Annotated in this window: 19 protein-coding genes; 11 read left to right on the forward strand and 8 right to left on the reverse strand. The window is 60.3% G+C overall.

Translation table 11 applies throughout. From position 1 onward, the window contains the following. Nucleotides 1-5 precede the first annotated feature (5 nt). Nucleotides 6-1,115 carry a Gfo/Idh/MocA family protein gene (locus ACODTY_RS08635; protein WP_488993882.1) on the reverse strand — a complete coding sequence of 370 codons (1,110 nt, stop codon included), beginning with the start codon at nt 1,113-1,115 and terminating at the stop codon, nt 6-8. Nucleotides 1,116-1,259: 144 nt separating this feature from the next. Between ACODTY_RS08635 and ACODTY_RS08640 the strand changes: the two genes are divergently transcribed. The 6 genes from ACODTY_RS08640 (at nt 1,260) to iolB (ending at nt 8,021) form a co-directional block, all read left to right on the forward strand. Then, nucleotides 1,260-2,096, forward strand: coding sequence for a MurR/RpiR family transcriptional regulator (locus ACODTY_RS08640; RefSeq protein WP_488993883.1), 837 nt, complete (start codon nt 1,260-1,262; stop codon nt 2,094-2,096). 135 nt (nt 2,097-2,231) lie between these two features. After that, on the forward strand, nt 2,232-4,166 hold the full coding sequence (locus ACODTY_RS08645; protein ID WP_488993884.1) for a bifunctional 5-dehydro-2-deoxygluconokinase/5-dehydro-2-deoxyphosphogluconate aldolase: 1,935 nt from the start codon (nt 2,232-2,234) through the stop codon (nt 4,164-4,166). A 20-nt stretch (nt 4,167-4,186) separates the two neighbouring features. Beyond that, complete coding sequence (gene iolD / locus ACODTY_RS08650) at nt 4,187-6,037, forward strand: 3D-(3,5/4)-trihydroxycyclohexane-1,2-dione acylhydrolase (decyclizing) (protein WP_488993885.1); 1,851 nt, start codon at nt 4,187-4,189, stop codon at nt 6,035-6,037. A 20-nt stretch (nt 6,038-6,057) separates the two neighbouring features. Continuing rightward, entirely contained in the window at nt 6,058-6,975 is a 918-nt protein-coding gene (gene iolE, locus ACODTY_RS08655) for a myo-inosose-2 dehydratase (RefSeq protein WP_488993886.1), read from the forward strand. Nucleotides 6,976-6,989: 14 nt separating this feature from the next. Next, a complete protein-coding gene (locus ACODTY_RS08660; RefSeq protein WP_488993887.1) occupies nt 6,990-7,211 on the forward strand; it encodes a DUF3329 domain-containing protein in 222 nt (73 codons plus the stop codon). Nucleotides 7,212-7,220: 9 nt separating this feature from the next. Further along, a complete protein-coding gene (iolB, locus tag ACODTY_RS08665; RefSeq protein ID WP_488993888.1) occupies nt 7,221-8,021 on the forward strand; it encodes a 5-deoxy-glucuronate isomerase in 801 nt (266 codons plus the stop codon). 9 nt (nt 8,022-8,030) lie between these two features. Here iolB and ACODTY_RS08670 read toward each other — a convergent pair whose 3' ends face one another. The 5 genes from ACODTY_RS08670 to ACODTY_RS08690 are packed head-to-tail and all read right to left on the reverse strand — an operon-like array spanning nt 8,031 to nt 12,529. Beyond that, nucleotides 8,031-9,131: a DUF1513 domain-containing protein gene (locus ACODTY_RS08670; RefSeq protein WP_488993889.1), complete on the reverse strand. Its 1,101-nt coding sequence runs from the start codon at nt 9,129-9,131 to the stop codon at nt 8,031-8,033. 3 nt (nt 9,132-9,134) lie between these two features. Beyond that, the gene (locus ACODTY_RS08675; RefSeq protein WP_488993890.1) at nt 9,135-10,214 is read right to left on the reverse strand and encodes an imelysin family protein; all 1,080 of its coding nucleotides are present in this window, start codon (nt 10,212-10,214) and stop codon (nt 9,135-9,137) included. Then, nucleotides 10,214-11,809, reverse strand: coding sequence for a di-heme oxidoreductase family protein (locus ACODTY_RS08680; RefSeq protein ID WP_488993891.1), 1,596 nt, complete (start codon nt 11,807-11,809; stop codon nt 10,214-10,216). Before ACODTY_RS08680 ends, ACODTY_RS08675 begins: the two co-directional genes overlap by 1 nt. Before the next feature lie 11 nt (nt 11,810-11,820). After that, nucleotides 11,821-12,306 carry a bacterioferritin gene (gene bfr, locus ACODTY_RS08685; RefSeq protein ID WP_056103540.1) on the reverse strand — a complete coding sequence of 162 codons (486 nt, stop codon included), beginning with the start codon at nt 12,304-12,306 and terminating at the stop codon, nt 11,821-11,823. Beyond that, a complete protein-coding gene (locus ACODTY_RS08690; RefSeq protein ID WP_488993994.1) occupies nt 12,272-12,529 on the reverse strand; it encodes a (2Fe-2S)-binding protein in 258 nt (85 codons plus the stop codon). Before ACODTY_RS08690 ends, bfr begins: the two co-directional genes overlap by 35 nt. On the opposite strand from ACODTY_RS08690, the gene ACODTY_RS08695 reads away from it, so the two are divergent. Beyond that, a complete protein-coding gene (locus ACODTY_RS08695) occupies nt 12,431-12,637 on the forward strand; it encodes a hypothetical protein (protein ID WP_488993995.1) in 207 nt (68 codons plus the stop codon). The two genes, ACODTY_RS08690 and ACODTY_RS08695, sit on opposite strands and share 99 nt — an antisense overlap. A 10-nt stretch (nt 12,638-12,647) precedes the next feature. Here the strand turns inward: ACODTY_RS08695 and ACODTY_RS08700 are convergent, their stop codons facing one another. Then, nucleotides 12,648-13,934 carry an imelysin family protein gene (locus tag ACODTY_RS08700; protein WP_488993996.1) on the reverse strand — a complete coding sequence of 429 codons (1,287 nt, stop codon included), beginning with the start codon at nt 13,932-13,934 and terminating at the stop codon, nt 12,648-12,650. A 501-nt stretch (nt 13,935-14,435) separates the two neighbouring features. On the opposite strand from ACODTY_RS08700, the gene ACODTY_RS08705 reads away from it, so the two are divergent. After that, complete coding sequence (locus ACODTY_RS08705; RefSeq protein WP_488993892.1) at nt 14,436-15,689, forward strand: NAD(P)/FAD-dependent oxidoreductase; 1,254 nt, start codon at nt 14,436-14,438, stop codon at nt 15,687-15,689. A gap of 63 nt (nt 15,690-15,752) precedes the next feature. Here ACODTY_RS08705 and ACODTY_RS08710 read toward each other — a convergent pair whose 3' ends face one another. Continuing rightward, complete coding sequence (locus tag ACODTY_RS08710) at nt 15,753-17,027, reverse strand: 4-aminobutyrate--2-oxoglutarate transaminase (RefSeq protein ID WP_488993893.1); 1,275 nt, start codon at nt 17,025-17,027, stop codon at nt 15,753-15,755. Nucleotides 17,028-17,216: 189 nt separating this feature from the next. Here ACODTY_RS08710 and ACODTY_RS08715 point away from each other — a divergent pair, with 189 nt between their 5' ends. The 3 genes from ACODTY_RS08715 to ACODTY_RS08725 all read left to right on the forward strand — a co-directional run bounded on the left by ACODTY_RS08715 (nt 17,217) and on the right by ACODTY_RS08725 (nt 20,822). Beyond that, nucleotides 17,217-17,891 (forward strand): Crp/Fnr family transcriptional regulator, encoded by a 675-nt coding sequence (locus ACODTY_RS08715; RefSeq protein ID WP_488993997.1) that lies wholly within the window; start codon nt 17,217-17,219, stop codon nt 17,889-17,891. Between the two features lie 181 nt (nt 17,892-18,072). After that, on the forward strand, nt 18,073-20,046 hold the full coding sequence (locus ACODTY_RS08720) for an AMP-dependent synthetase/ligase (RefSeq protein WP_488993894.1): 1,974 nt from the start codon (nt 18,073-18,075) through the stop codon (nt 20,044-20,046). Next, nucleotides 20,043-20,822: an ABC transporter ATP-binding protein gene (locus tag ACODTY_RS08725; RefSeq protein ID WP_488993895.1), complete on the forward strand. Its 780-nt coding sequence runs from the start codon at nt 20,043-20,045 to the stop codon at nt 20,820-20,822. Before ACODTY_RS08720 ends, ACODTY_RS08725 begins: the two co-directional genes overlap by 4 nt. Nucleotide 20,823: the final 1 nt, after the last annotated feature.

Below are 20,823 nucleotides of genomic sequence, written 5' to 3' on the forward strand. Positions count from 1 at the left end.
CGAGGTCACCGGACCTCGACCCACTTTCCCTCGTCGAACGACTGCGCCATGGCATGAACTGTCCGTTCGATTTCGAGCCCTTCAGCGAAATCAATGGTTCGCGACTGTCCGCCGGCAATGCGCTCCAACAACTCGCGGCACTCAACAATCTTGAGGTCGTTGAAGCCAAGTCCGTGGCCGGGCGCAGGAATGAATGCTCCGTAAGGACCATGCAGCGGACCGGCAAGGATAGTCCGGTAGCCCTGTTCCGAAGGACGGTCGGATGTCACATAAAGCTGCAGCTCATTAAAGCGTTCCTGATCGAACAGGATGGAGCCCTTCGAGCCGAATATCTGCAATGCGATCCGGCCTTTGCGGCCCCATGCCGAACGGTTGACCTGCAACGTGGCGGCAATCCCGTTTTCAAGCCGCATCAGCACGCTGGCGATATCGTAAGTTTCCACCACCCGCCTGCTGCCATCATCCGTCTCACGGTGCTTGTACGGCTTGGCCATGTCGCACATGACGCGAGCGACCCGGCCAAAAAGCACCGAAATCAGCGACAGCGGATGCACGGCGAAATCGTCGAGCGCGCCATATCCCGACGAAGCCTCATGCTTCCAGAAGAACAGCGCCTCGGGGTCGGCCATGAAGTCTTCGTCCATCTCGATGCGCAGATGATTGACATCACCAATGGCGCCCTCATCGAGCAGCTTGCCGATATGACGGATAGCCGGGCTCTGGATATAGTTGTAGCCAAGGATCGCAACCCGACCCGACTGGCTTGCGCTCGCGGCCATTGCTTCGGCATCGGCAAAGGCCGGCGCCATCGGCTTTTCGCACCACAAGTGCTTGCCTGCCTTAAGTGCCGCAATCGCCATCTCAGGATGGAATTGATTGGGTGTCGTCAGAGACACAACATCAACCTCCGGATCGTCAATCACCGCCCGCCAATCGCCCGACGACCTAGCAAACCCGAACTCCGCCGCTCGGCGGCGCGCAAGCTCTGCATTGGCCTCGCCCAAATGCACGAGTTTCACTCGGCCGACATCCGGGAAAACGGTGCCGACTGCGTTCCATGCCATCGCGTGGCACTTACCCATGAAGCCGGTGCCGATAAGGCCCACGCCAACCATTTTGCTCTCCGTTTCGGGAAACTGATATGGATCGAATAATCCATTTTATTTCACAATGGAATATATCACTCATTTTCTATGACATTCTTGCACAGGCCCGCTATGATGATGCACAGAGGGGTCAACCAACCGACTGGAACTGACATGGACGAACGGGTGCCCCGCGACTTCGAGACATTGCGAGCCACGATCCTGGAGCGGCGGCACAGCCTGCCGAAGCGCATTGCGCAGATTGCGGCCTATTCGCTCGACAATCCCGACGACATCGCTTTCGGCACCGCCGCCAGCATAGCGGCTACTGCCGGCGTCCAACCGTCAACTTTGGTGCGGTTTGCCCAGCAGTTCGGCTTCGACGGGTTTACCAGCCTGCAGTCGGTCTTTCGCGACCGCCTGCGCGAGCGCAATTCATCCTACGATGAAAGACTGCTGGCGCTACGGACACAGGCCGAACAGGAAGGCGGACACCGGGCCATTTTCGACGGCTTCATAGCGGCGGCCACCACATCGCTGGAAGACATTTCCCGCGCGCTCAATGAAGAGCATCTTGAGCAGGCTATTGCGACGCTGGCCAAGGCCGAGACGGTCTACGTCCTGGCCAGACGCCGCTCATACCCGGTCGCCTCGTATATCGCCTATGCGCTTGGCAAGCTTCGCATCAGGAACCAGTTGATCGAATCGGCCGCAGGTCTGAACAGCGAGATGATCGGCTTTGCTACGGCGAAGGATGCGGCCATTGCCATAAGCTTCTCGCCCTATGCACCGTCAACAGTTGAAGAGTCCCGCTTTCTCTCCGAGCAAGGCGTCCCTGTCATCGCCATCACCGACAGTTCGTTTTCGCCGCTGGCGCAGTTCGCAAAGGTTTGGTTTGAGGTGGCGGAAGCGGATTTTTCCGGTTTCCGGTCGCTCTCCGCAACCATGGCTCTTGCCATGGCGCTCGCCGTTGGCGTCGCCGAAAAAAGGCGCAGCAACACCGAGGGTTGAGGCGAAACGCAGCTCATATTTCACAAAAGAACATGTATTCCATATTGACTGTAATTTGGAATTAATATTTCATATTGAAAGGTGCAACCAACGGGTTGCCCGACATCCATCCGACGAGGTTGCCGGGAGTTGAGCATGAGCGAAGCCGTGGAAGCACAAGCTGCGCCGCTTGACGTCATCACCATTGGCCGCGCTTCGGTTGACTTGTACGGGCAGCAGATCGGCTCGCGACTGGAAGACATTGCCTCGTTCGCAAAGTCCGTTGGCGGTTGCCCTGCCAACATAGCCATTGGCACTGCACGTCTTGGCTTGCGTTCGGCTCTCCTCACCCGGGTGGGCAATGAGCAGATGGGACGTTTCATCCGCGCACAATTGGTGCGCGAAAACGTCTGCGTGGATGGCCTGACGACCGATCCGGAACGTCTGACTGCTCTTGTGTTGTTGTCGGTGGAGGACGAGGGCGTATCACCGATGATTTTCTATCGCAGTGATTGCGCTGATATGGCGCTGTCAGAAGAGGATATCGATGAAAGCTTCATCCAGTCGGCGAAGGCCATAGTGGTCACCGGAACCCACTTTTCCCGCGCGAACAGCGATGCCGCCCAACGCAAGGCAATCGGGGCGATCAAGAAAAACGGCGGCAAGGTTGTCTTCGACATCGACTACCGCCCGAATTTGTGGGGCTTGGCGGGTCATGCCGAAGGGTTCGGCCGCTATGTCAAATCGGAGCGCGTATCGGCGCGCCTGAAAAGCGTGCTACCGGATTGCGATCTTATCGTCGGCACGGAAGAAGAGGTACTGATCGCGTCCGGCGAAAGCGACCTTCTGGCGGCGCTGAAAATGATCCGTTCACTGTCGGCGGCAACCATCGTTCTCAAGCGTGGTGCGATGGGTTGCATCGTCTATGACGGAGCAATCAGCGACGACCTTGAGGATGGTATCGTCGGCGACGGCTTTCCAATCGAAGTCTACAACGTGCTGGGCGCAGGCGACGCTTTCATGTCCGGCTTCCTGCGCGGCTGGCTTGGTGGAGAGAGCCTGAAAGTCGCCGCAACTTGGGCCAATGCCTGCGGTGCGTTCGCCGTGTCGCGCCTATTGTGTTCGTCCGAATACCCGACATTTGCGGAGTTGCAGTTCTTCCTTGAAAGCGGCAGCCGGCATCTGGCGCTGCGCAAGGACGAGGCGATCAACCATATCCATTGGGCAACGACGCGACGGCGTGAAATCCCCTCGCTGATGGCTTTTGCCTGTGATCACCGCTCCCAACTCGAAGAGGTCGCCAGGAAAGCAGGTGCCGATCTGGCCCGCATCGAAGCCTTCAAGGTTCTGGCGGTCAAGGCAGCTGGAAGGGTTGCCAATGGCCGCCCCGGATATGGCATGCTGCTCGACGAGAAACATGGCCGCAAGGCGATGTTCGAGTTCGCCCGACACAAATTGGATTGGCTCGGCCGGCCGGTCGAGTTACCGGGTTCGCGACCGCTGAGATTCGACTTCTCGCAAGACATCGGTTCGCAGCTGATCGAGTGGCCGGTAGAACACTGCATCAAATGCCTGTGCTTCTATCATCCCGACGATTCACCCGAACTCAAGGCGGAACAGCAGCAGAAACTACGCGGCCTTTATGAAGCAGCACGCAAGGTTGGACGCGAGTTGCTGGTCGAAATCATCGCCAGCAAGCACGGTAAAGTAGAGGAAACGACTATCCCCCGCGCGCTGGCGGAACTTTATGCACTCGGCATCAAGCCGGATTGGTGGAAGCTTGAACCACAGGCGTCTTCGGCGGCGTGGGCGAAGATCGAAGCGACAATCACCGAGAATGATCCCTGGTGCCGGGGTGTCCTGCTGTTGGGTCTCGAGGCGCCTCCGGACGAGCTGGAGACGGCATTTGCGGCTACCGCCAACGCCTCCATCGTCAAGGGTTTCGCCGTCGGCCGCACCATTTTCATCCACGCCGCAGAAGAGTGGCTCGCGGGACGCATGACTGACGAGCAAGCTATCGCGGACATGGCTTCACGCTTCCGGCAACTCACCGAAGCGTGGCTTGCGGCGCGCAACCGCAAGGCGGCATAACAGAGCGGAGAGGAGCGATCATGGCAAAGACAATCCGCCTGACGATGGCGCAAGCTCTGGCCCATTTCCTGTGCGCACAGATGACCGAGATCGATGGCCGGAAGTTGCCGATCTTCGGCGGCGTATGGGCGATCTTTGGCCATGGCAATGTGGCCGGTTTTGGCGAAGCGCTCTACTCCGTTAAGGATCGGTTGCCGACCTTTCGCGGGCAGAACGAGCAATCGATGGCGCATGCCGCCATCGGCTTTGCCAAGGCCAATTTCCGCCGGCGATTCATGGCCGCCACCAGTTCGATTGGGCCCGGCGCGGTCAATATGGTGACGGCGGCTGCGCTTGCCCATGTCAATCGGCTGCCGGTGTTGTTTCTGCCAGGCGACGTGTTCGCCAGTCGTATTCCAGACCCCGTGCTGCAGCAGGCGGAAGACTTCGGCGACGGCACTGTGTCGGTCAATGACTGCTTCCGTCCGGTGTCGCGGCACTTCGACCGTATCACCCGCCCCGAGCAGATCATTCCGGCGCTTAACCGGGCGATGCAGGTTCTTACAGATCCTGCGGAATGCGGTCCGGTTACGCTGTCGCTGTGCCAGGACGTGCAGGCCGAGGCTTACGATTATCCCGAGAGCTTCTTTGCAGAGCAGCTCTGGATTCCGCGCCGGCCACGGCCCGACCGGTATGAATTTGCTGCGGCGGTGAGCACACTTAAGGCCGCGAAGAAGCCGTTGATCGTCGCCGGCGGCGGCGTGCTCTATTCGCAGGCCTCCGATGAACTGGCGAAATTCGTCGAGACAACGGGCATTCCTGTGTGCGAGACACAGGGCGGAAAATCCTCGCTGCCGGACGTCAATGCGCTCAACATGGCAGCCGTTGGTGTGACGGGGACGGAAGCCGCTAACCGTTTGGCGGCGGAAGCCGACGTGGTGCTGGCGATAGGCACCCGGCTTCAGGATTTCACCACCGGGTCTTGGGCCCTTTTTCAGGGCAAGGCAAAAAGCATCATAGGGCTCAACGTACAGCCGTTCGACGCCGGCAAACATCGTGCCCTGACCTTGGTCGCGGATGCGCGCGAGGGGCTTGAGGAATTGCGCGCGGCGCTGAATGGCTGGACGGCCCCTGCCAGTTGGTCCGATAGCGCACGAAAGGGCAAAACTGCATGGCAGGCTGAGGCTGCCAAGGTCACCGCCACCACCAATGTTGCCTATCCCTCGGACGCGCAGGTGATCGGGGCGGTCCAGCGCGTCATGGGGTCCGACGCGACTGTCCTGCACGCCGCCGGCGGATTGCCCGGTGAACTTCACAAGCTTTGGCAAGCGGGCAAGCCGGGCTCGTTTCATGCGGAATACGGCTTTTCCACAATGGGTTACGAGATCGCCGGCGGGTTGGGCGCCAAGATGGCGAAGCCGAGCGAGGAAGTCGTCGTCATGCTCGGCGACGGCTCCTACCTGATGCTGAATTCCGAGATCGCCACTTCGGTGATGCTTGGGTTGAAGCTCACCATCGTGCTGCTCGACAATCGTGGCTTCGGCTGCATCAACCGCCTGCAGATGGCGACAGGCGGAGCCAACTTCAACAACCTGCTCAAGGACACGCGCCACGAGACGTTGCCCGATATCGATTTCGCAGCGCATGCCGCGAGCATGGGCGCTATCGGCGTGAAAGTGCCGTCGATTGCAGAATTGGAAACCCAACTTGCAAAGGCGAAGGCCAACACCCGCACGACGGTAGTCGTGATCGAGACCGACCCGCTCGTTTCCACGCAAGCAGGTGGCCACTGGTGGGATGTCGCGGTGCCGCAGGTCAGTGTGCGCCCCGAGGTCGAAGCGGCTCGCAAGACCTATGACCAGAAGCGCCAGATGCAGAACATCGGCGACTAGCCCAAAACCGGAGTGACGACGTGAAGGCTAAACTCGGCATGTCCCCCATTGCATGGTGGAACGACGATCTGCCGGAACTCAGCGATGACGTATCCTTGGAGGAATGCCTGCGCCAGTCGCGCTCGGCAGGGTTCACCGGCATGGAGATGGGCCGTCGCTTCCCAAGCGACCCCTCGGTGATGCTGCCGATCTTGAAGAAGTCCGACGTGACGCTATGCGGCGGCTGGTTTTCCGGCACTCTGGTCAGCGAGGACCTATCGGCCAACAAGGGCCGCATCGCGCCAATGATCGAACTGTTCAAGGCAGTCGACGCGCCGTGCATCGTCTATGGCGAAGTCGGCCGCTCGATACAGGGTGACCGCTCCAAGCCGCTTGCCACAAAGGCCGTGCTTTCGGGCGATGAAATGAAGGCCTATGCCCATAAGGTGACGGAGCTTGGCGAATGGTGCGCCGATCAGGGCATGCCTCTTTCCTATCATCACCATATGGCAGCAGTGGTGCAGTTCGAGCACGAACTCGACGCATTCATGAACCATTCGGGCGAAGGCATTCCGCTGCTGCTCGATGCCGGCCATCTCGCCTTTGCCGGCGGCGATGTGCTGCGCGCCATCGACAATCACCATGGGCGCATCAGCCATGTGCACGTGAAGGATGTGCGCATGGAGATCATCAAGGCGCTCGACTGGACAAAAAGCTCATTCCTCGACGCGGTAGCGCTAGGGGCTTTTACCGTCCCGGGCGATGGGTCACTGGATTTCAAGGCAATCGTGCAGAGATTTGCCGACTACGGCTATGAAGGCTGGTTCGTGGTCGAAGCCGAACAGGACCCGAAGAAAAACTCACCGCTCAAGATGGCTGAGGTGGGCTACAAGGAATTGATGCGTGTGATGACGGCCGCAGGCTATACCATCGAGACGCAGGGATTCCCGGCGGACTGAGCGAGAGAGATTATATGGTCAAGGATTCCGAACACCCCTTTTTCCGACCGCTGTGGCGGCGCATCGCGGTTGTCGCATTGTGCCTTTTTTGGGCTGGCATCGAGTTTGCCACCGGCACGCCTTTCTGGGGCATGATCGCACTGGGCGCAGCAGCCTATGGGGTCTGGCAGTTCTTCTACGCCTACAAGCCGGTAAGTGAAGACGCCCCATCGACCCCCGCCGACCCCAAGAAATAGGTTTTCGCCATGTCGAAACTACTCGTCAGAGCGGAAAGGGGCAAATACGGACGTATTGTCGATGTGACACCGCAAAGCGCCGGGTGGACTTATGTCGGGTTCGAACTTCATCGCCTGATGTCCGGGGAAACAGTCTCTGCGGAAACGGCCGATCGCGAGGTTTGCCTTGTCTTCGTTTCGGGAAAGGGAGCAGTCGAAGCCAACGGCCGCAATCTTGGACAGCTTGGCGAGCGCATGTCGCCGTTCGAAGGCAAGCCCTGGTCAGTCTACGTGCCGCAAGGCGTGCGCTGGCAGGTGCGGGCCGATACCGACGTCGTGCTTGCCGTATGCTCGGCGCCCGGCCTCGGCGGCGGCTTGCCGGTCCGTGTCATCGGCCCCGACGAACTCGGCCAGGAGACACGCGGCAAGGGCACCAACACCCGCTACGTGACCAACATCCTCCCCGAAGCACAACCAGCCGATTCCCTTCTGGTCGTCGAAGTCATCACCCCCGGTGGGCACACATCGAGCTATCCGCCACACAAACACGACCAGGACAATCTGCCGACGGAATCTTATCTGGAAGAGACCTACTACCACAGGCTCAACCCGCCGCAGGGCTTTGCCTTCCAGCGCGTCTATACGGATGACCGGTCGCTGGACGAAGCGATCGCCGTCGAGGATGGCGACGTTGTGCTGGTGCCCAAGGGCTACCACCCTTGCGCAGCCTGCCACGGCTACGACCTCTATTACCTCAATGTCATGGCAGGGCCTAAGCGCACCTGGAAATTCAACAACGCCGCCGAACACGAGTGGCTGCTGAAAGCCTAAGCCCTGTTCTCAGGCCTCGATACGCAGCATGTGGTTGTCCCAGACATGGTCGGGATCGGTCGAGGTCTGGCCGTCCGGCCTCACAATCGCGCCACCGCCGGTGGTGGCAATGAAGCCGCCTCCGTCTGGTGCCAGCCCGCAAACTTCAATGAGGCTTCCGGTCGACTTGATGTTTCCGGTCGCAGCTTCGATCACGGCAAGCGAATTGCCCTGCGGCGAGGATACCGCAATCGTTCCGGCATCGGGGTTCGTCGCCACCGAGCCGATATAGTTGCGGAAGCCATTCAGCACGCCGTCCGGCATGTCGAGAAGCGACAGGTCCTTGCCGCGTGACGCGCGGCCTACCAATAGCGGCCTGTCGGTTACCGGGCCGCGATACTGGCATCCGAACCACACTGTGTTGTTGCCATCCGCCGCCATGTGCCGGATCGAAAGCTGGTGCAATTCGGCCGGCAGTTCGTGCTTTTCAATCAGGTCGCCGCTGACGCGGTCGATGAGCACATAAGAGGGCTTCATGGTGGCGAGATTCAACTCTGCACGACCATAATCCGGATGGGTCTCGATGCCGCCATTGGCTACGGCAATGGTTCGACCATCGTTGAGCAGAAGCAGTTCATGCGGACCGGTGCCGTAGGTGGGAAATTCGCCTACGCGCTCGAAATTCGATCGCGCATCGTAGACGCCGACAACACCGGCAGCATTGTCGAAATCGTTTTCGGTGGCGTACAGCAGCGCGCCGTCCGGCGAAAAGACGCCGTGGCCGAAAAAGTGCCTGCCCGTGATGCTGGAAATGGTGAGCGGCTTTTCGCGACCTGAATGGTCGAACACCATGGCGAAAGTGCCGGGCTGACGAGCAAACACCACCGAGCGGCGGTAAACCGGATCGAATGTAACGTCGTGGCCGCGGTCGGGCAAGTCTATGGAATGTAGCACCTTGCCTGCTTCGGACAGAATCGCAGCACCGTAGCTGCCGTCACGCCGCACGAAGGCAGTCGCGAAGACCGCATCCGCAGCCAGCGTGCTTGCCCATGCGGCGGGCGCCACGGCTGCTGCGAAACTTGCACCTGCAGCGCGCAGGAAATCACGGCGGTCGATCAGAACCCGCTTCACCGTTCAATCTCCGTCGAGCGACGAGAACCCAGCCGTTAGCCCGAACTCGCCGCTGAGCCGCGTGCCGAACAGATTTGAAAGGCTGCTCGTCACCAAAGCGAAATGCTCGAGTTGCTTGCGCTGCCCGGGGTCGGCCAAAACCTTGTCGATCGGCCCGGAAACTGACGTGGCCGCAGCCACTCCGTTCGTCAACTGGATGTGGATCGACTCGCCGATCCAGCGTGCGTCGGGTTCCAGAGCGTCGATGAGATGGGAGCTTTGGAACAGGCGATCGATCCCATCCAGATTGGCAGCGAGCGAAGCGCCGGTGCCTTGCGAACGCCAATAGATCGCCTGCTTCGGCTTGTCCGTATCGGGGCTGTTTCCGAGGAAACCTTTGAGCCGCACATCGCGGATCATTTCCAGCCCGTTGATGAACACACCCATGAGTTCGGTCACGGCCTCGGAACCGGTCCTATAGACGGGATTATCGCCAGCCGGATTGGACCACGTCTTGGCAAACCCGTCCGGATCATCCCATTCGGCCTTAACCTCACCACTCATCGTTTCGATGTTGCCGGCAATGGCTGCGCCAAACGAGCACCTGTAAGCCCCGTCCTGGCCGGCAAGCGTCTCGGCATCGGTCCCGAAAAGCACGTACTCCAAAGCGCCAAAACCCTGCATGGCAACGCTTTTGCCCGCCATCTGCGCCGGGTCGGCGGCCGCTGGATCCTTTGCAGCGAGCGCCGCCTGCACCTGCTTCAGCCCTATCGACTTGCGATCGGGCCAGAACAGCATGCGCTCGAAGCGATTGCCCACGCGGATCGGGCCGAAAGCAATTATTTCGACCGAGGACCACGCCTTTGCGGCTTCCGAAAACCCGGAGCGCGCCGCAGTGAGATTGGCATCACTCGGTACCGCACACAGCGTCTTGACGGACGTGGTCAATGCGGCTGCGCGTTCATGCAACTGCGCATATGCAGGTCGGACGAAGCCGTCGATTGACCGGCCAATGACATCGGACGCCTTTACGGCTGCCTGTACCGGCTGGGTCAGCAGCAAGGCCAACGGAAGGGCCAAGGCAATTGTCAAACGCTTCAGCATCACAAGGATTCCAGAAATTTGACCAGGGCATCACGTTCGGCAGCGCTCGCTGCCGCAAAACTGTCGCGCGCGCCTTGCGCCTCACCACCATGCCAAAGAATGGCTTCGGTGAGATTGCGGGCGCGGCCGTCATGCAGAAAGAAGGTGTGGCCGTTGACGCGCTGGGTCAGCCCGATACCCCACAAGGGCTGCGTGCGCCATTCGCTGCCGGACGCTTCGCCAACCTTTTGGCCATCGGCAAGGCCTTCGCCCATGTCATGCAACAGGAAATCGGAATATGGCCAGAGCAACTGGAATGACTGCGCCTTGTTGGGCGCATCACGCCGGGTAACGAACTTCGGGGTGTGACATGCAACGCACCCCATTTCGTAGAACGCCTGCTTGCCGGCCAGGACATCAGGCCTGTCGAGGTCGCGCCGCGCCGGCACTGCAAGGTTTTGCGAATAGAAGGTGACCAGATCCATCACCGGGACCGGAGCCTCGGTGTCGCCAAGACGCTGCTGGACGCCTGTCGGCATGGCGCGGCATTTTACCTGCGCTTCGGTGCAATCGCCCCAGTTCCGTGGCGCTTCGGGTGAAGACACGCCGATATCGCCGGCCAGTGCGTCCGCCGATTGCTGGCGTATGGTCGCCGCCTGTGCCTTCCAGCCGAAACGGCCGAGCGTCAGTTCGCCGGTAACCGGATCGCGCACGATGGCGGCCTTGCCGGAAATGCCGTCGCCGTTCTTGTCGTCGGGGTCGGCATGGGCAAGGATATCCGCCGGATGGATTTGCTCGACAAGGCCAAGCCCGATCATGGGATTGGCGATGCGCGGCGACAGCGTGATACGCGGATCGAGCGGACCGTAAGCGGGATCATCCACGGAATAAGTCGGCTTGCGCAGCGAAACGACGGTGCCGTCGCCAAGGGTAACCGGCTGTTCCTGATAGGTAATCTTCATACGACCTTCGCCGGCAAGGCCGGGTACGGCAAGGTCCTGCAACTGGCTGCCATAGGTCGGGTCCGGAAAGTTCAGAACCCTGTGCTCCGCAACTGCGGCCTTTTCTTCCGCAGTGCCCGCTTCACGCGCCAAGCGCAGGAACATCGACGTGGCATCAAGGCTGCCTTCCGGCGGATGACCGCGCCCGTCCTTCAGATGGCAGCTTTGGCACGCGCGGGCATTGAACAGCGGCCCCAAGCCATCCGACGCCTGCGTCGACGATGGAGAAGACACCCAGTTCTTCCGAAAGATGGCGTTGCCGAGCTTGAAGGTGCCCTCTTCCTCGAAGGTGATGTTGGCCGACGAGTGCGAGAAGGAATCTGCAGTTACGCGGCGCTTCGACGTGCCGGCGCCGCCTTGCATCAGTTCGAATTGCTCGGGCTTGGAAAAGTCCGTGGTCGGCTTGGTGACGGATTCGACCCGGCGTTGATCCTTCGGCGTCAGGTCTTTGCGGACAGACGAAAGCCCAGCGGACTCCTGCGAACCGGCCGGGCCGGCCAGCAAAACAAGAACTGCGGCGCTCAGGCAAGCGAACTTGGGACCGGGTTCCCGGAGGGACGGCAGGCCCGCAAGGGCCCGCCGCGCGCGGCGCACAAGCTTCAGTATGCGCCGCATTCCCGCATGTCCTATTCGGCCTCGTTGGCCGACGCAGCGTTGAGCAGTCCGTATTTTTCCTCGCCAATCGAGGCAAGGAGGTCGAGTTGCGTCTCGAGGAAGTCGATATGACCCTCCTCATCAGACAACAACTCTTCGAACAGCTTCATGGTGACGTAGTCGCCCAACTCATTGCAGATTTCGCGCGACCTCTTGTAGGAGGTTCGTGCGTCATATTCGCCGGCCAGGTCCGATTCCAGCACTTCCTTCACGTTCTGCCCGATGCGCAGAGGTGCTACGGACTGCAGGTTCGGATGGCCTTCGAGGAAAATTATGCGCGCGACCAGCTTGTCGGCATGCTGCATTTCCTCGATCGATTCCTCACGTTCCTTCTTGGCAAGCTTTATGTATCCCCAGTCTTCGAGAAGGCGGTAGTGCACCCAGTACTGGTTGACGGCGCCCAACTCTAAAAAGAGAGCTTCATTAAGCCGCTCGATGATCTGACTTTCGCCTTTCATGGGTCATGCTCCCGTATTGGACGCGCAATCCTCGTACGCGATCCAAGTGTGAAACGATGTCCACGGCGCCCGCCTCCGAGCGCGCGTGGTATTGCTCGGTTACCCGAATTATCGTTTCGACCACATTTGGGAAGCAGCCGCAACAGCGACCGCGCTTCTTCATCGAATGATAGACCTTAGCAGGCACGATCAACTGCCACGGATCCTGGTCGAGCAGGTCGATGATCGCCTGCTCGATTTCCTTTTCCGTGATGATGTTGCAATGGCAGATAAGCATTTTCTATCGGTCTGGCTTGGCGGCGCGCCTGGCGCCCCGCGTAGCTGGAAATGACGACTTCCCGTTACTGGAAAACCTTGTCCGGCGCGTCGAGGCTGTCCGACCCTTCGAAGGCGATGGCGTCCAGCTTCAAAGCAGCCACCGCGCGCTCGATCGACTTGGTCTGGTCGACCAGTCCGTCGATTGCCGCCTGAACGGTCGCGTTGCCTTCCGTATTGCCCTCGGCGATCTGCTGGTCGTAGGCCTCGCCGCCAACAGCGCGCGCCTCTATTGCCTCCATCTTGGAGACAGTGGTGTCCAGCTTACCGGAAAGCTCGGTATCAAGCGCCGGATCGGCTTCCTTGACCAGATTGGCGAGCGAAGGACCTTCGACGACCGATCCATCAAGGCGCTTGTAGCTGCCGCGATAGGCGTCGCGGATGCCGACCGCGTCATAGAGATGCGAGATGTAGGTATTGTCCGAGAAGCAATCATGCTCCTCTTCCGGATCGTGCAGCAGAAGACCGAGCTTCATGCGCTCACCGGCCAGCTCGCCGTATGAGAGCGAACCCATGCCGGTCAGGATGGTGGCAAGGCCGGCCTTGGCGTCCTCGCCCTCGAGCACCTTGCGCGCCTCGCCGCCTTCCTTCCAGTTGCCGACCATTTCTTGAAGATCTGAAACCAGAAGCGTGCTGGCCGACTTGAGATATTCGGCGCGGCGGTCGCAATTGCCGCCGGTGCAGTTGGCGGTGTCATAGTCCGTATAAGGGCGGTTGCCGGCACCGGGACCGGTGCCGTTCAGGTCCTGACCCCACAGGAGAAATTCGATGGCGTGATAGCCGGTGGCGACGTTGGCTTCGATGTCGCCTGCCTCCTGCAGCGTACCCGACAAGAATTCGGGCGTCAGCTTGGAAGCGTCGATCTCCTTGCCGTCGATCTCGATCTTCTTGTTGGCGATGACGTTGGCGGTATAGAGTGAGTTCTCGTCCGATTCCGTGCCGTAGCTGCCGTCGACATAGTCGATCAGGCCTTCGTCCAGCGGCCATGCGTTCACGCGACCTTCCCAATCGTCGACGATGGCGTTGCCGAAGCGATAGACTTCCGTCTGCTGGTAGGGAATGCGCGAAGCCTTCCAGGCGTCGCGCGCCGCTTTGAGCGTTTCCTCCGAGGGCTTGGCGATCAGCGCATCAACCGCCGCTTCGAGCGCCTGGGCCGTCGTCAGCGAATCCTCATACTTGGCAAGCGCGATGTCGGCATATGTCTTGACGACCACCTTGGCGTCCGTTTCGGCCCTCGCGGGCAGCACAAATGCCGCTGCAGTCAACAACGCCGTCGCGCCGATTGCGGCCAGCCTGCCTCTGTTGCGGACCATAACCCTGGATTTGACCATCGTTCTCATCTCCTCGAAGACACCAAAAACCATTCAACCGCGCCAACGTGGTCTCCTGGCCTGCCTGACCGATTTCTTCGACAAGGTGGACCGACGTCGTCGCGAAAACCGCACCATGTGCGGACAAGACCAGATTGGCGCGATACCGCCCAGCCGGCCAAGCAAGACACCGATTACCTCCAATCGAAAGGGTTAAAGGCCCAGACATCAAAGGACGAGCGCCAGAGCGCCTCTCTCCATAAAACGACGACGATTGCCAAAGTCAACCGGAATCATCAGGAAAAGATAATTGAAACAATAGTTTAGAACTATTCTAAACTGATAAGGTCAAGTTTTGAGGCGACCGCGCAGCACTGCCTTCGATAGCCATCAGTTGACACGAGGCCGTTCCGGGTGCGACCCGAATGTGGATACTTGTGGCGGAACCAGGAAATCGCCACTTGGCTGGAAATTCTACCTTCTTACTTCGGGAAGCTGATTGCTATGAAGAACGGTGTCGTCATTGTCGGAGCCAGCCATGCCGGAGTGCAGGCTGCAGCCAGCTTGCGTGAAGAGGGTTTCGACGGGCCGGTCGTGCTGATTGGCGACGAGAACGAACTGCCCTATCACAAGCCGCCTCTGTCCAAGACGTTCATCAAGGATAGTGACGCAAAGCCGCAACCGCTGCGCGGCGAGGCTTTCTACAGCGGCAATACAATCGACTATCGGCCCGGTCAGTGGATCGACCGCATCGATCTGGCCGGACGGAAGCTCGAGCTTGCCGGGGCAGCACCGCTTCCCTTCGATCATTTGATCCTTGCGACCGGATCGAGACCACGCAAATTGCCGATAGCCGGGGTCGACCTGGAAGGCGTCGTCTCGTTGCGCTCCATTGCGGACGCGCGATTGATCCGCGAACTAAGTGCAAACTGTACAGACGTCGTCATTCTCGGAGGCGGCTTCATCGGACTGGAAATCGCAGCCACCTTGAGGGCCGGTGGGCGCAACGTTACGGTCGTCGAAGCCGCCGACCGCCTGCTTGGCCGGGTGGTTGCCCCGGCAATCGGCAGTCATGTCAGGCAACGGCTGGAAGCAACGGGGGTACGGATCCTGACCGGCACCACCGTATCGCGGCTGGACGGCAATGACGGTAGGGTAACGGCCGCGGTAACTCAGGATGGAGAGCGTCTGCCGGCGCAACTCGTCATCGTGGGTATCGGCGTGATCCCCAATGTGGAATTGGCCGAGGCTGCCGGCATTACCACCAGCAACGGCATCTGCGTTGACGCGCAGATGCGCACCTCTCAACCGCAAATACTGTCAATCGGTGACGTTGCGTCCTATCGGCACTGGTTCACCGGCAACGATGTAAGGCTGGAGTCGGTGCAGAACTCCACCGACCAGGCTCGCCTTGCCGCCCGTACCATTGTCGGTCACGGGGACGCTTACTCTGCCGTACCCTGGTTCTGGTCGGACATAGGCGACATGAAGCTGCAGATGGTCGGCCTGACAACCGGCGCGGATAATCATATTGCGGTTGGTGAGACCAACGAGAACAAATTCTCGATCTACCATTTCATCGGCGACCGGCTGGTGGCAATCGAATCCGTCAACCGACCGACCGACCACATGATGGGCCGCAAAATGATGGCAGCCGGATTCTCGCCGACCAAGGCAGCGGTTGCTGCGGGCGCCGATGCGCTCAAGGCCGATCTCGCCACATTCCAGGCCGCCGCTGCCCTTCCAGCGACGACCTGATAGTAGTCAAAATTACGCAATTCCGGACGAAAAACCGGCTTCCACTTGTGCTGGAATTGCTTTCTACGCCCTTGCTTCCCTGATCGAGGCCTCCAGCTTGTCGAGGGCTTCGGTCATGACATTGTCCTGGATGGTGATCGGGGCAAGGAAGCGCACGACATTGCCGTAGACGCCACAGGTCAGCAGGATCAGACCCTTGTCGAGCGCCTTCAGGCGCACGGCATTGGCAAAGTCCGCGGACGGCAGCTTCTTTTTGACGTCATTGAACTCGATGGCGTTCATGAAGCCGGGGCCGCGAATGTCCACGATCTCGGGAACATCGCCGCGCAGGGATTCCAGCCGCTGCTTCAGCCGGTTGCCAAGCATATTGGCACGATCACAAAGCTTTTCCTCCTCGATCACGTCGAGCACGGCGTGGGCAGCTGCGATTCCCATAGGGCTGCCGCCATAAGTGCCGCCCAGACCGCCCGGTCCCGGTGCATCCATGACTTCGGCTCGACCCGTCACGGCGGAAAGCGGGAAACCGCCAGCAAGGCTCTTGGCCATTGTGGTGAGATCTGGCGCAACCTCATGGTGGTCCATCGCAAACATCTTGCCGGTACGCGCAAAGCCGGTCTGCACCTCGTCGGCGATGAGGAGAATGCCGTGCTGGTCGCACACCTTGCGCAGCGCACTCATCAATTCGCGCGGCGCCTCATAGAAACCGCCCTCGCCCTGCACGGGCTCGACTATGATGGCCGCAACGCGAGCCGGATCGACATCGGCCTTGAACAGGCGGTCGAGTGCTGCAAGTGAATCCGCGACGGACACGCCATGCAGTTCAACCGGGAACGGCAGGTGGAATACGTCGCCCGGCATTGCGCCGAAGCCAATCTTGTAGGGCACGACCTTGCCGGTCAGCGCCATGCCCATGAAGGTGCGGCCATGAAAACCGCCGGCAAAGGCGATGACCGCCTGTCGCCCGGTGGCATTGCGCGCGATCTTGACCGCGTTCTCCACGGCCTCTGCGCCGGTGGTGACGAAAATCGTCTTCTTGTCGAATTTGCCGGGCAACATGCCGTTCAGCCGCTCGGCAAGATGGACATAGCTCTCGTAGGGAACGACCTGGTGGCAGGTATGCGTGAAGCGGTCGAGCTGCGCCTTCACCGCCGCCATCACCTTGGGGTGACGGTGACCAGTATTCAGCACCGCGATGCCCGATGAAAAATCAATGTAGCGATTGCCTTCGACGTCCCAGATCTCCGAGTTCTCGGCGCGATCGGCATAAATCTGCGTCGTCATGCCGACACCGCGCGAAATGGATGCATTCTTGCGGGCAGAGATAGTCGAATTGGTCATGGATGCCTCCGGGCGAATGGCTATTGTGGTTGGACGATGTCGATATGTGTTCTGATCTTATCTCACAATTTCCACAATCCGGCACCGCTTGCCGGCTGTTGGGCCTGCCTTGACGGGAGCATCGCGCCGGATGCGTGACTATTGCGGATCAATCCTTATACGCACATCATCCCGGCAAGAGGTGAGCGCGTGATAAGCGAGGAACAATTTCTGGCGTCGACGTTTTGGGCGCAGGAACTGCCTCACGAAGAGCAGGACCGTGCGCGCCGCGGCATTTCATGGCGCACACTTGACGCCGGAACCTATCTGATCCACCGCGGCGACCGCGTCGACAACTGGATCGGCATAGTCAGCGGACTACTGAAGCTGGGGTCAATCACCATTTCGGGCAAAGCGGTTACCTATGCCGGCCTGCCGCCCGGCTGCTGGTTCGGCGAAGGCTCCCTGCTCAAGGACGAGCCGCGCCAATACGACGTGATTGCATTGCGCCGCACGCAAGTCGCGCTCTTGAACCGGTCAACCTTTCTATGGCTCTACGACAACAGCGTGGCCTTCAACCGGCTGCTGGTTCGCCTGTTCAATGAACGGCTCGGCCAGTTCATCGCGCTGGTCGAATATGATCGCACGCTGGATTCGACGGCCAAGGTGGCGCGCAATCTCGCCTCCTTGTTCAATCCGATCATCAGCCCTTCCGTTGGCAAGCATCTCGATATCAGCCAGGAGGAAATCGGCTTGCTGGCAGGGGTTTCCAGACAGGTCGCCAACCGCACCTTGCGGGAACTGGAAAAGGCCGGACTGCTGCGCAATGAAGGCAGCGGCGTCACCATTCTCAATCTCGAAAAGCTGCGCCACTACGGTGAATAGCCTGCCTCGCAACGGCGGCAACGAAAGTCGGATTGTCGAGGGGAAACGGACTCCGGTAGCCTATATCGAACGAGGCCCTGGAGTCTGTCAAGCAGGAGGTTGAAAAACAGAGTCCAGCTTGCGAGCTTCAACCAACAGCCGGGGTGACACCGGCGTTACGGGAGCAAACGGGAGGCGTGCCTTGGCACAAGGGAGTGATACCCTGCAACTCGACACGTTCGCCAAGCTGTTGTGCGAGCACGCTCGTGTCAGGCCCGCCCGGCCCGCCATGCGCCACAAGGATCTCGGCATCTGGCGGACGTGGACCTGGAGCGAAATGGCCGAGACCATCCGCGCCTATGCGGCGGGGTTGCGCCAACTCGGGCTGGAGCGCGGCGCGACAATTGCCGTCATCGGCGAGAACCGGCCGGCGATGTACTGGACGATCCTTGCCGCGCAATGGCTGGGTGCAATCCCGGTGCCTGTTTATGCGGACGCCGTTGCGGACGAGATGGCCTATGTTCTCTCCCATGCGGATGTCGGCTTTGCCGTCGTGCAGGATCAGGAGCAGGTCGACAAGCTCATCGCCATCCAGGACAAGATACCCAATCTGAAAGTTGTGCTCTACGATGAGCCACGTGGTCTGCGCGACTACGACCACAGCCAGTTGCACGCGCTTGGCGCGATCATCGAGAGGGGCCGCACGCAGCTTGCCGCCGATCCTGTGGCGGCTGCCGCGATCGACGCCGAACGGGATCGTGGGACGGCCGACGACATTTCGATCATCCTCTACACGTCCGGGACAACCGGACGCTCGAAGGGCGTTCTCTTTTCCGCCGGGCGTTCGATAGCTGCGGCTCGGGATACGGTCGAATTCGACAAACTGACCGACCGTGACGAGGTGCTCGCCTATCTGCCGCTGGCATGGGTCGGTGACCACTACCTCAACTATGCCCACGCCATGGTCGCCGGCTTTTGCGTCGCCTGTCCGGAAAGCCGGGAAACGGCGGAAGCCGACCTGCAGGAAATCGGACCCACATTCTATTTCGCCCCGCCCCGCATCTTCGAGGCACTGCTCACGCGCATCACCATCCGCATGGAAGATGCCGGCTCGCTGAAGCGGCGAATGTTCAACCACTTCATCGGCGTGGCGCGACGCTGGGGCGAAAAAATCCTCAATGGAGAACAGGTGCCTTTCGGAGCGCGGATCAACTACGCGCTCGGCAACCTGCTCGTCTACGCCCCGCTGAAAAATGTTCTCGGCTTCTCGCGCATTCGCGTCGCCTACACCGCCGGCGAAGCGATCGGACCGGACCTGTTCTCGTTCTACCGGTCGCTCGGCCTGAACCTAAAGCAACTCTACGGCCAGACCGAAGCGTTTCTTTACGTCACCTCGCAGCCCGACGGGCATATCCGCGCCGGAACAGTTGGGCCCGCCACGCCCAACGTCGAAATCCGCATCGCCGACGATGGCGAGGTTCTCTATCGCTCGCCCGGCCAATTCGTCGGCTATTACAAGGATGACGAGAAGACCGTCGAAACGGTAACGCCGGATGGCTACGTCAAGACCGGTGACGCCGGCTTCTTCGACAATGAAGGCCACCTCAACATCATCGACCGGGCCAAGGATGTCGGCAAGCTGCGCTCAGGTGCGCTGTTCGCGCCGAAATACATCGAAAACAAGCTGAAATTCTATCCCAACATCAAGGAAGCGGTGGCCTTCGGGCAGGGCCATGAATTCGTCACCTGCATGCTCAACATCGATCTTACTGCCGTCGGCAACTGGGCCGAACGCAACAACATCGCCTATGCATCCTATCAGGAACTGGCACAGCGCCCCGAAGTCTACGCCATGTTCGCCGACCATGTGGCCGAGGTGAACAGGGCGCTCGCCGCCGAACCTCGCATGGCTGAGGCGCAGGTTCACCGTTTTCTCATCCTGCACAAGGAACTCGACGCCGACGACGGCGAGATGACCCGCACGCAGAAGGTCCGGCGCGGCTTCATCGCCGAGCGCTACCAGCCGCTGGTCGATGCACTCTACAACGGGTCCGATGCCGCCGACATCTCGACCGAGGTCACCTTCGAGGATGGACGCAAGGGCGTGATCTCGGCTCGCGTGCGCATTGCCGACGCCGAGGTCAAGGGCACGCAAAAGCTGGATGCCGCCGCATGAACGCGTCGAGCGAAATCCTGCTTGCGGTTGATCGCGTTTCCCTCGGCTTTGGCGGCGTCAAGGCAATCACCGACGTCTCCTTCGACATTCGAAAGGGCGAAATCCGCGCCATCATCGGCCCCAACGGCGCCGGCAAGACCTCGATGCTGAACGTGGTCAACGGCTTCTACCATCCCCAGCAAGGCCGCATCACCTATAAGGGCCAAACCCGCTCGCGCATGCGGCCCTACCAGGCGGCGAGCCAGGGCATTGCCCGCACCTTCCAGAACGTCGCGCTCTTTCGCGGCATGACCACGCTGGACAACATCATGGTCGGCCGCACGCTCAAGATGCATCGCGGCTTCTTCTGGCAGATGCTGCGCCACGGGCCGGCGATGCGCGAGGAGATCGAGCATCGGCGCGTGGTCGAGGACATCATCGATTTCCTGCAGATCGAGGCGATCCGCAAGACGCCGGTCGGCAAGCTCCCCTACGGCCTGCAAAAGCGCGTCGAACTTGGCCGGGCGCTCGCCATGGAACCGGAACTCTTGCTGCTCGACGAGCCGATGGCCGGCATGAACATGGAGGAGAAGGAGGACATGTGCCGCTACATCCTCGACCTCAACCGGCACTTCGGCACAACGATCGCGCTGATCGAACACGACATGGGCGTTGTCATGGATCTCTCCGACCGCGTCGTCGTGCTCGAATACGGGCACAAGATCGCTGACGGCATCCCGGAAAACATCAAGTCTGACCCCAAGGTCATCGAGGCCTATCTGGGCGTGGGGCACTGAG

This window comes from Mesorhizobium sp. FG116, assembly GCF_057809835.1.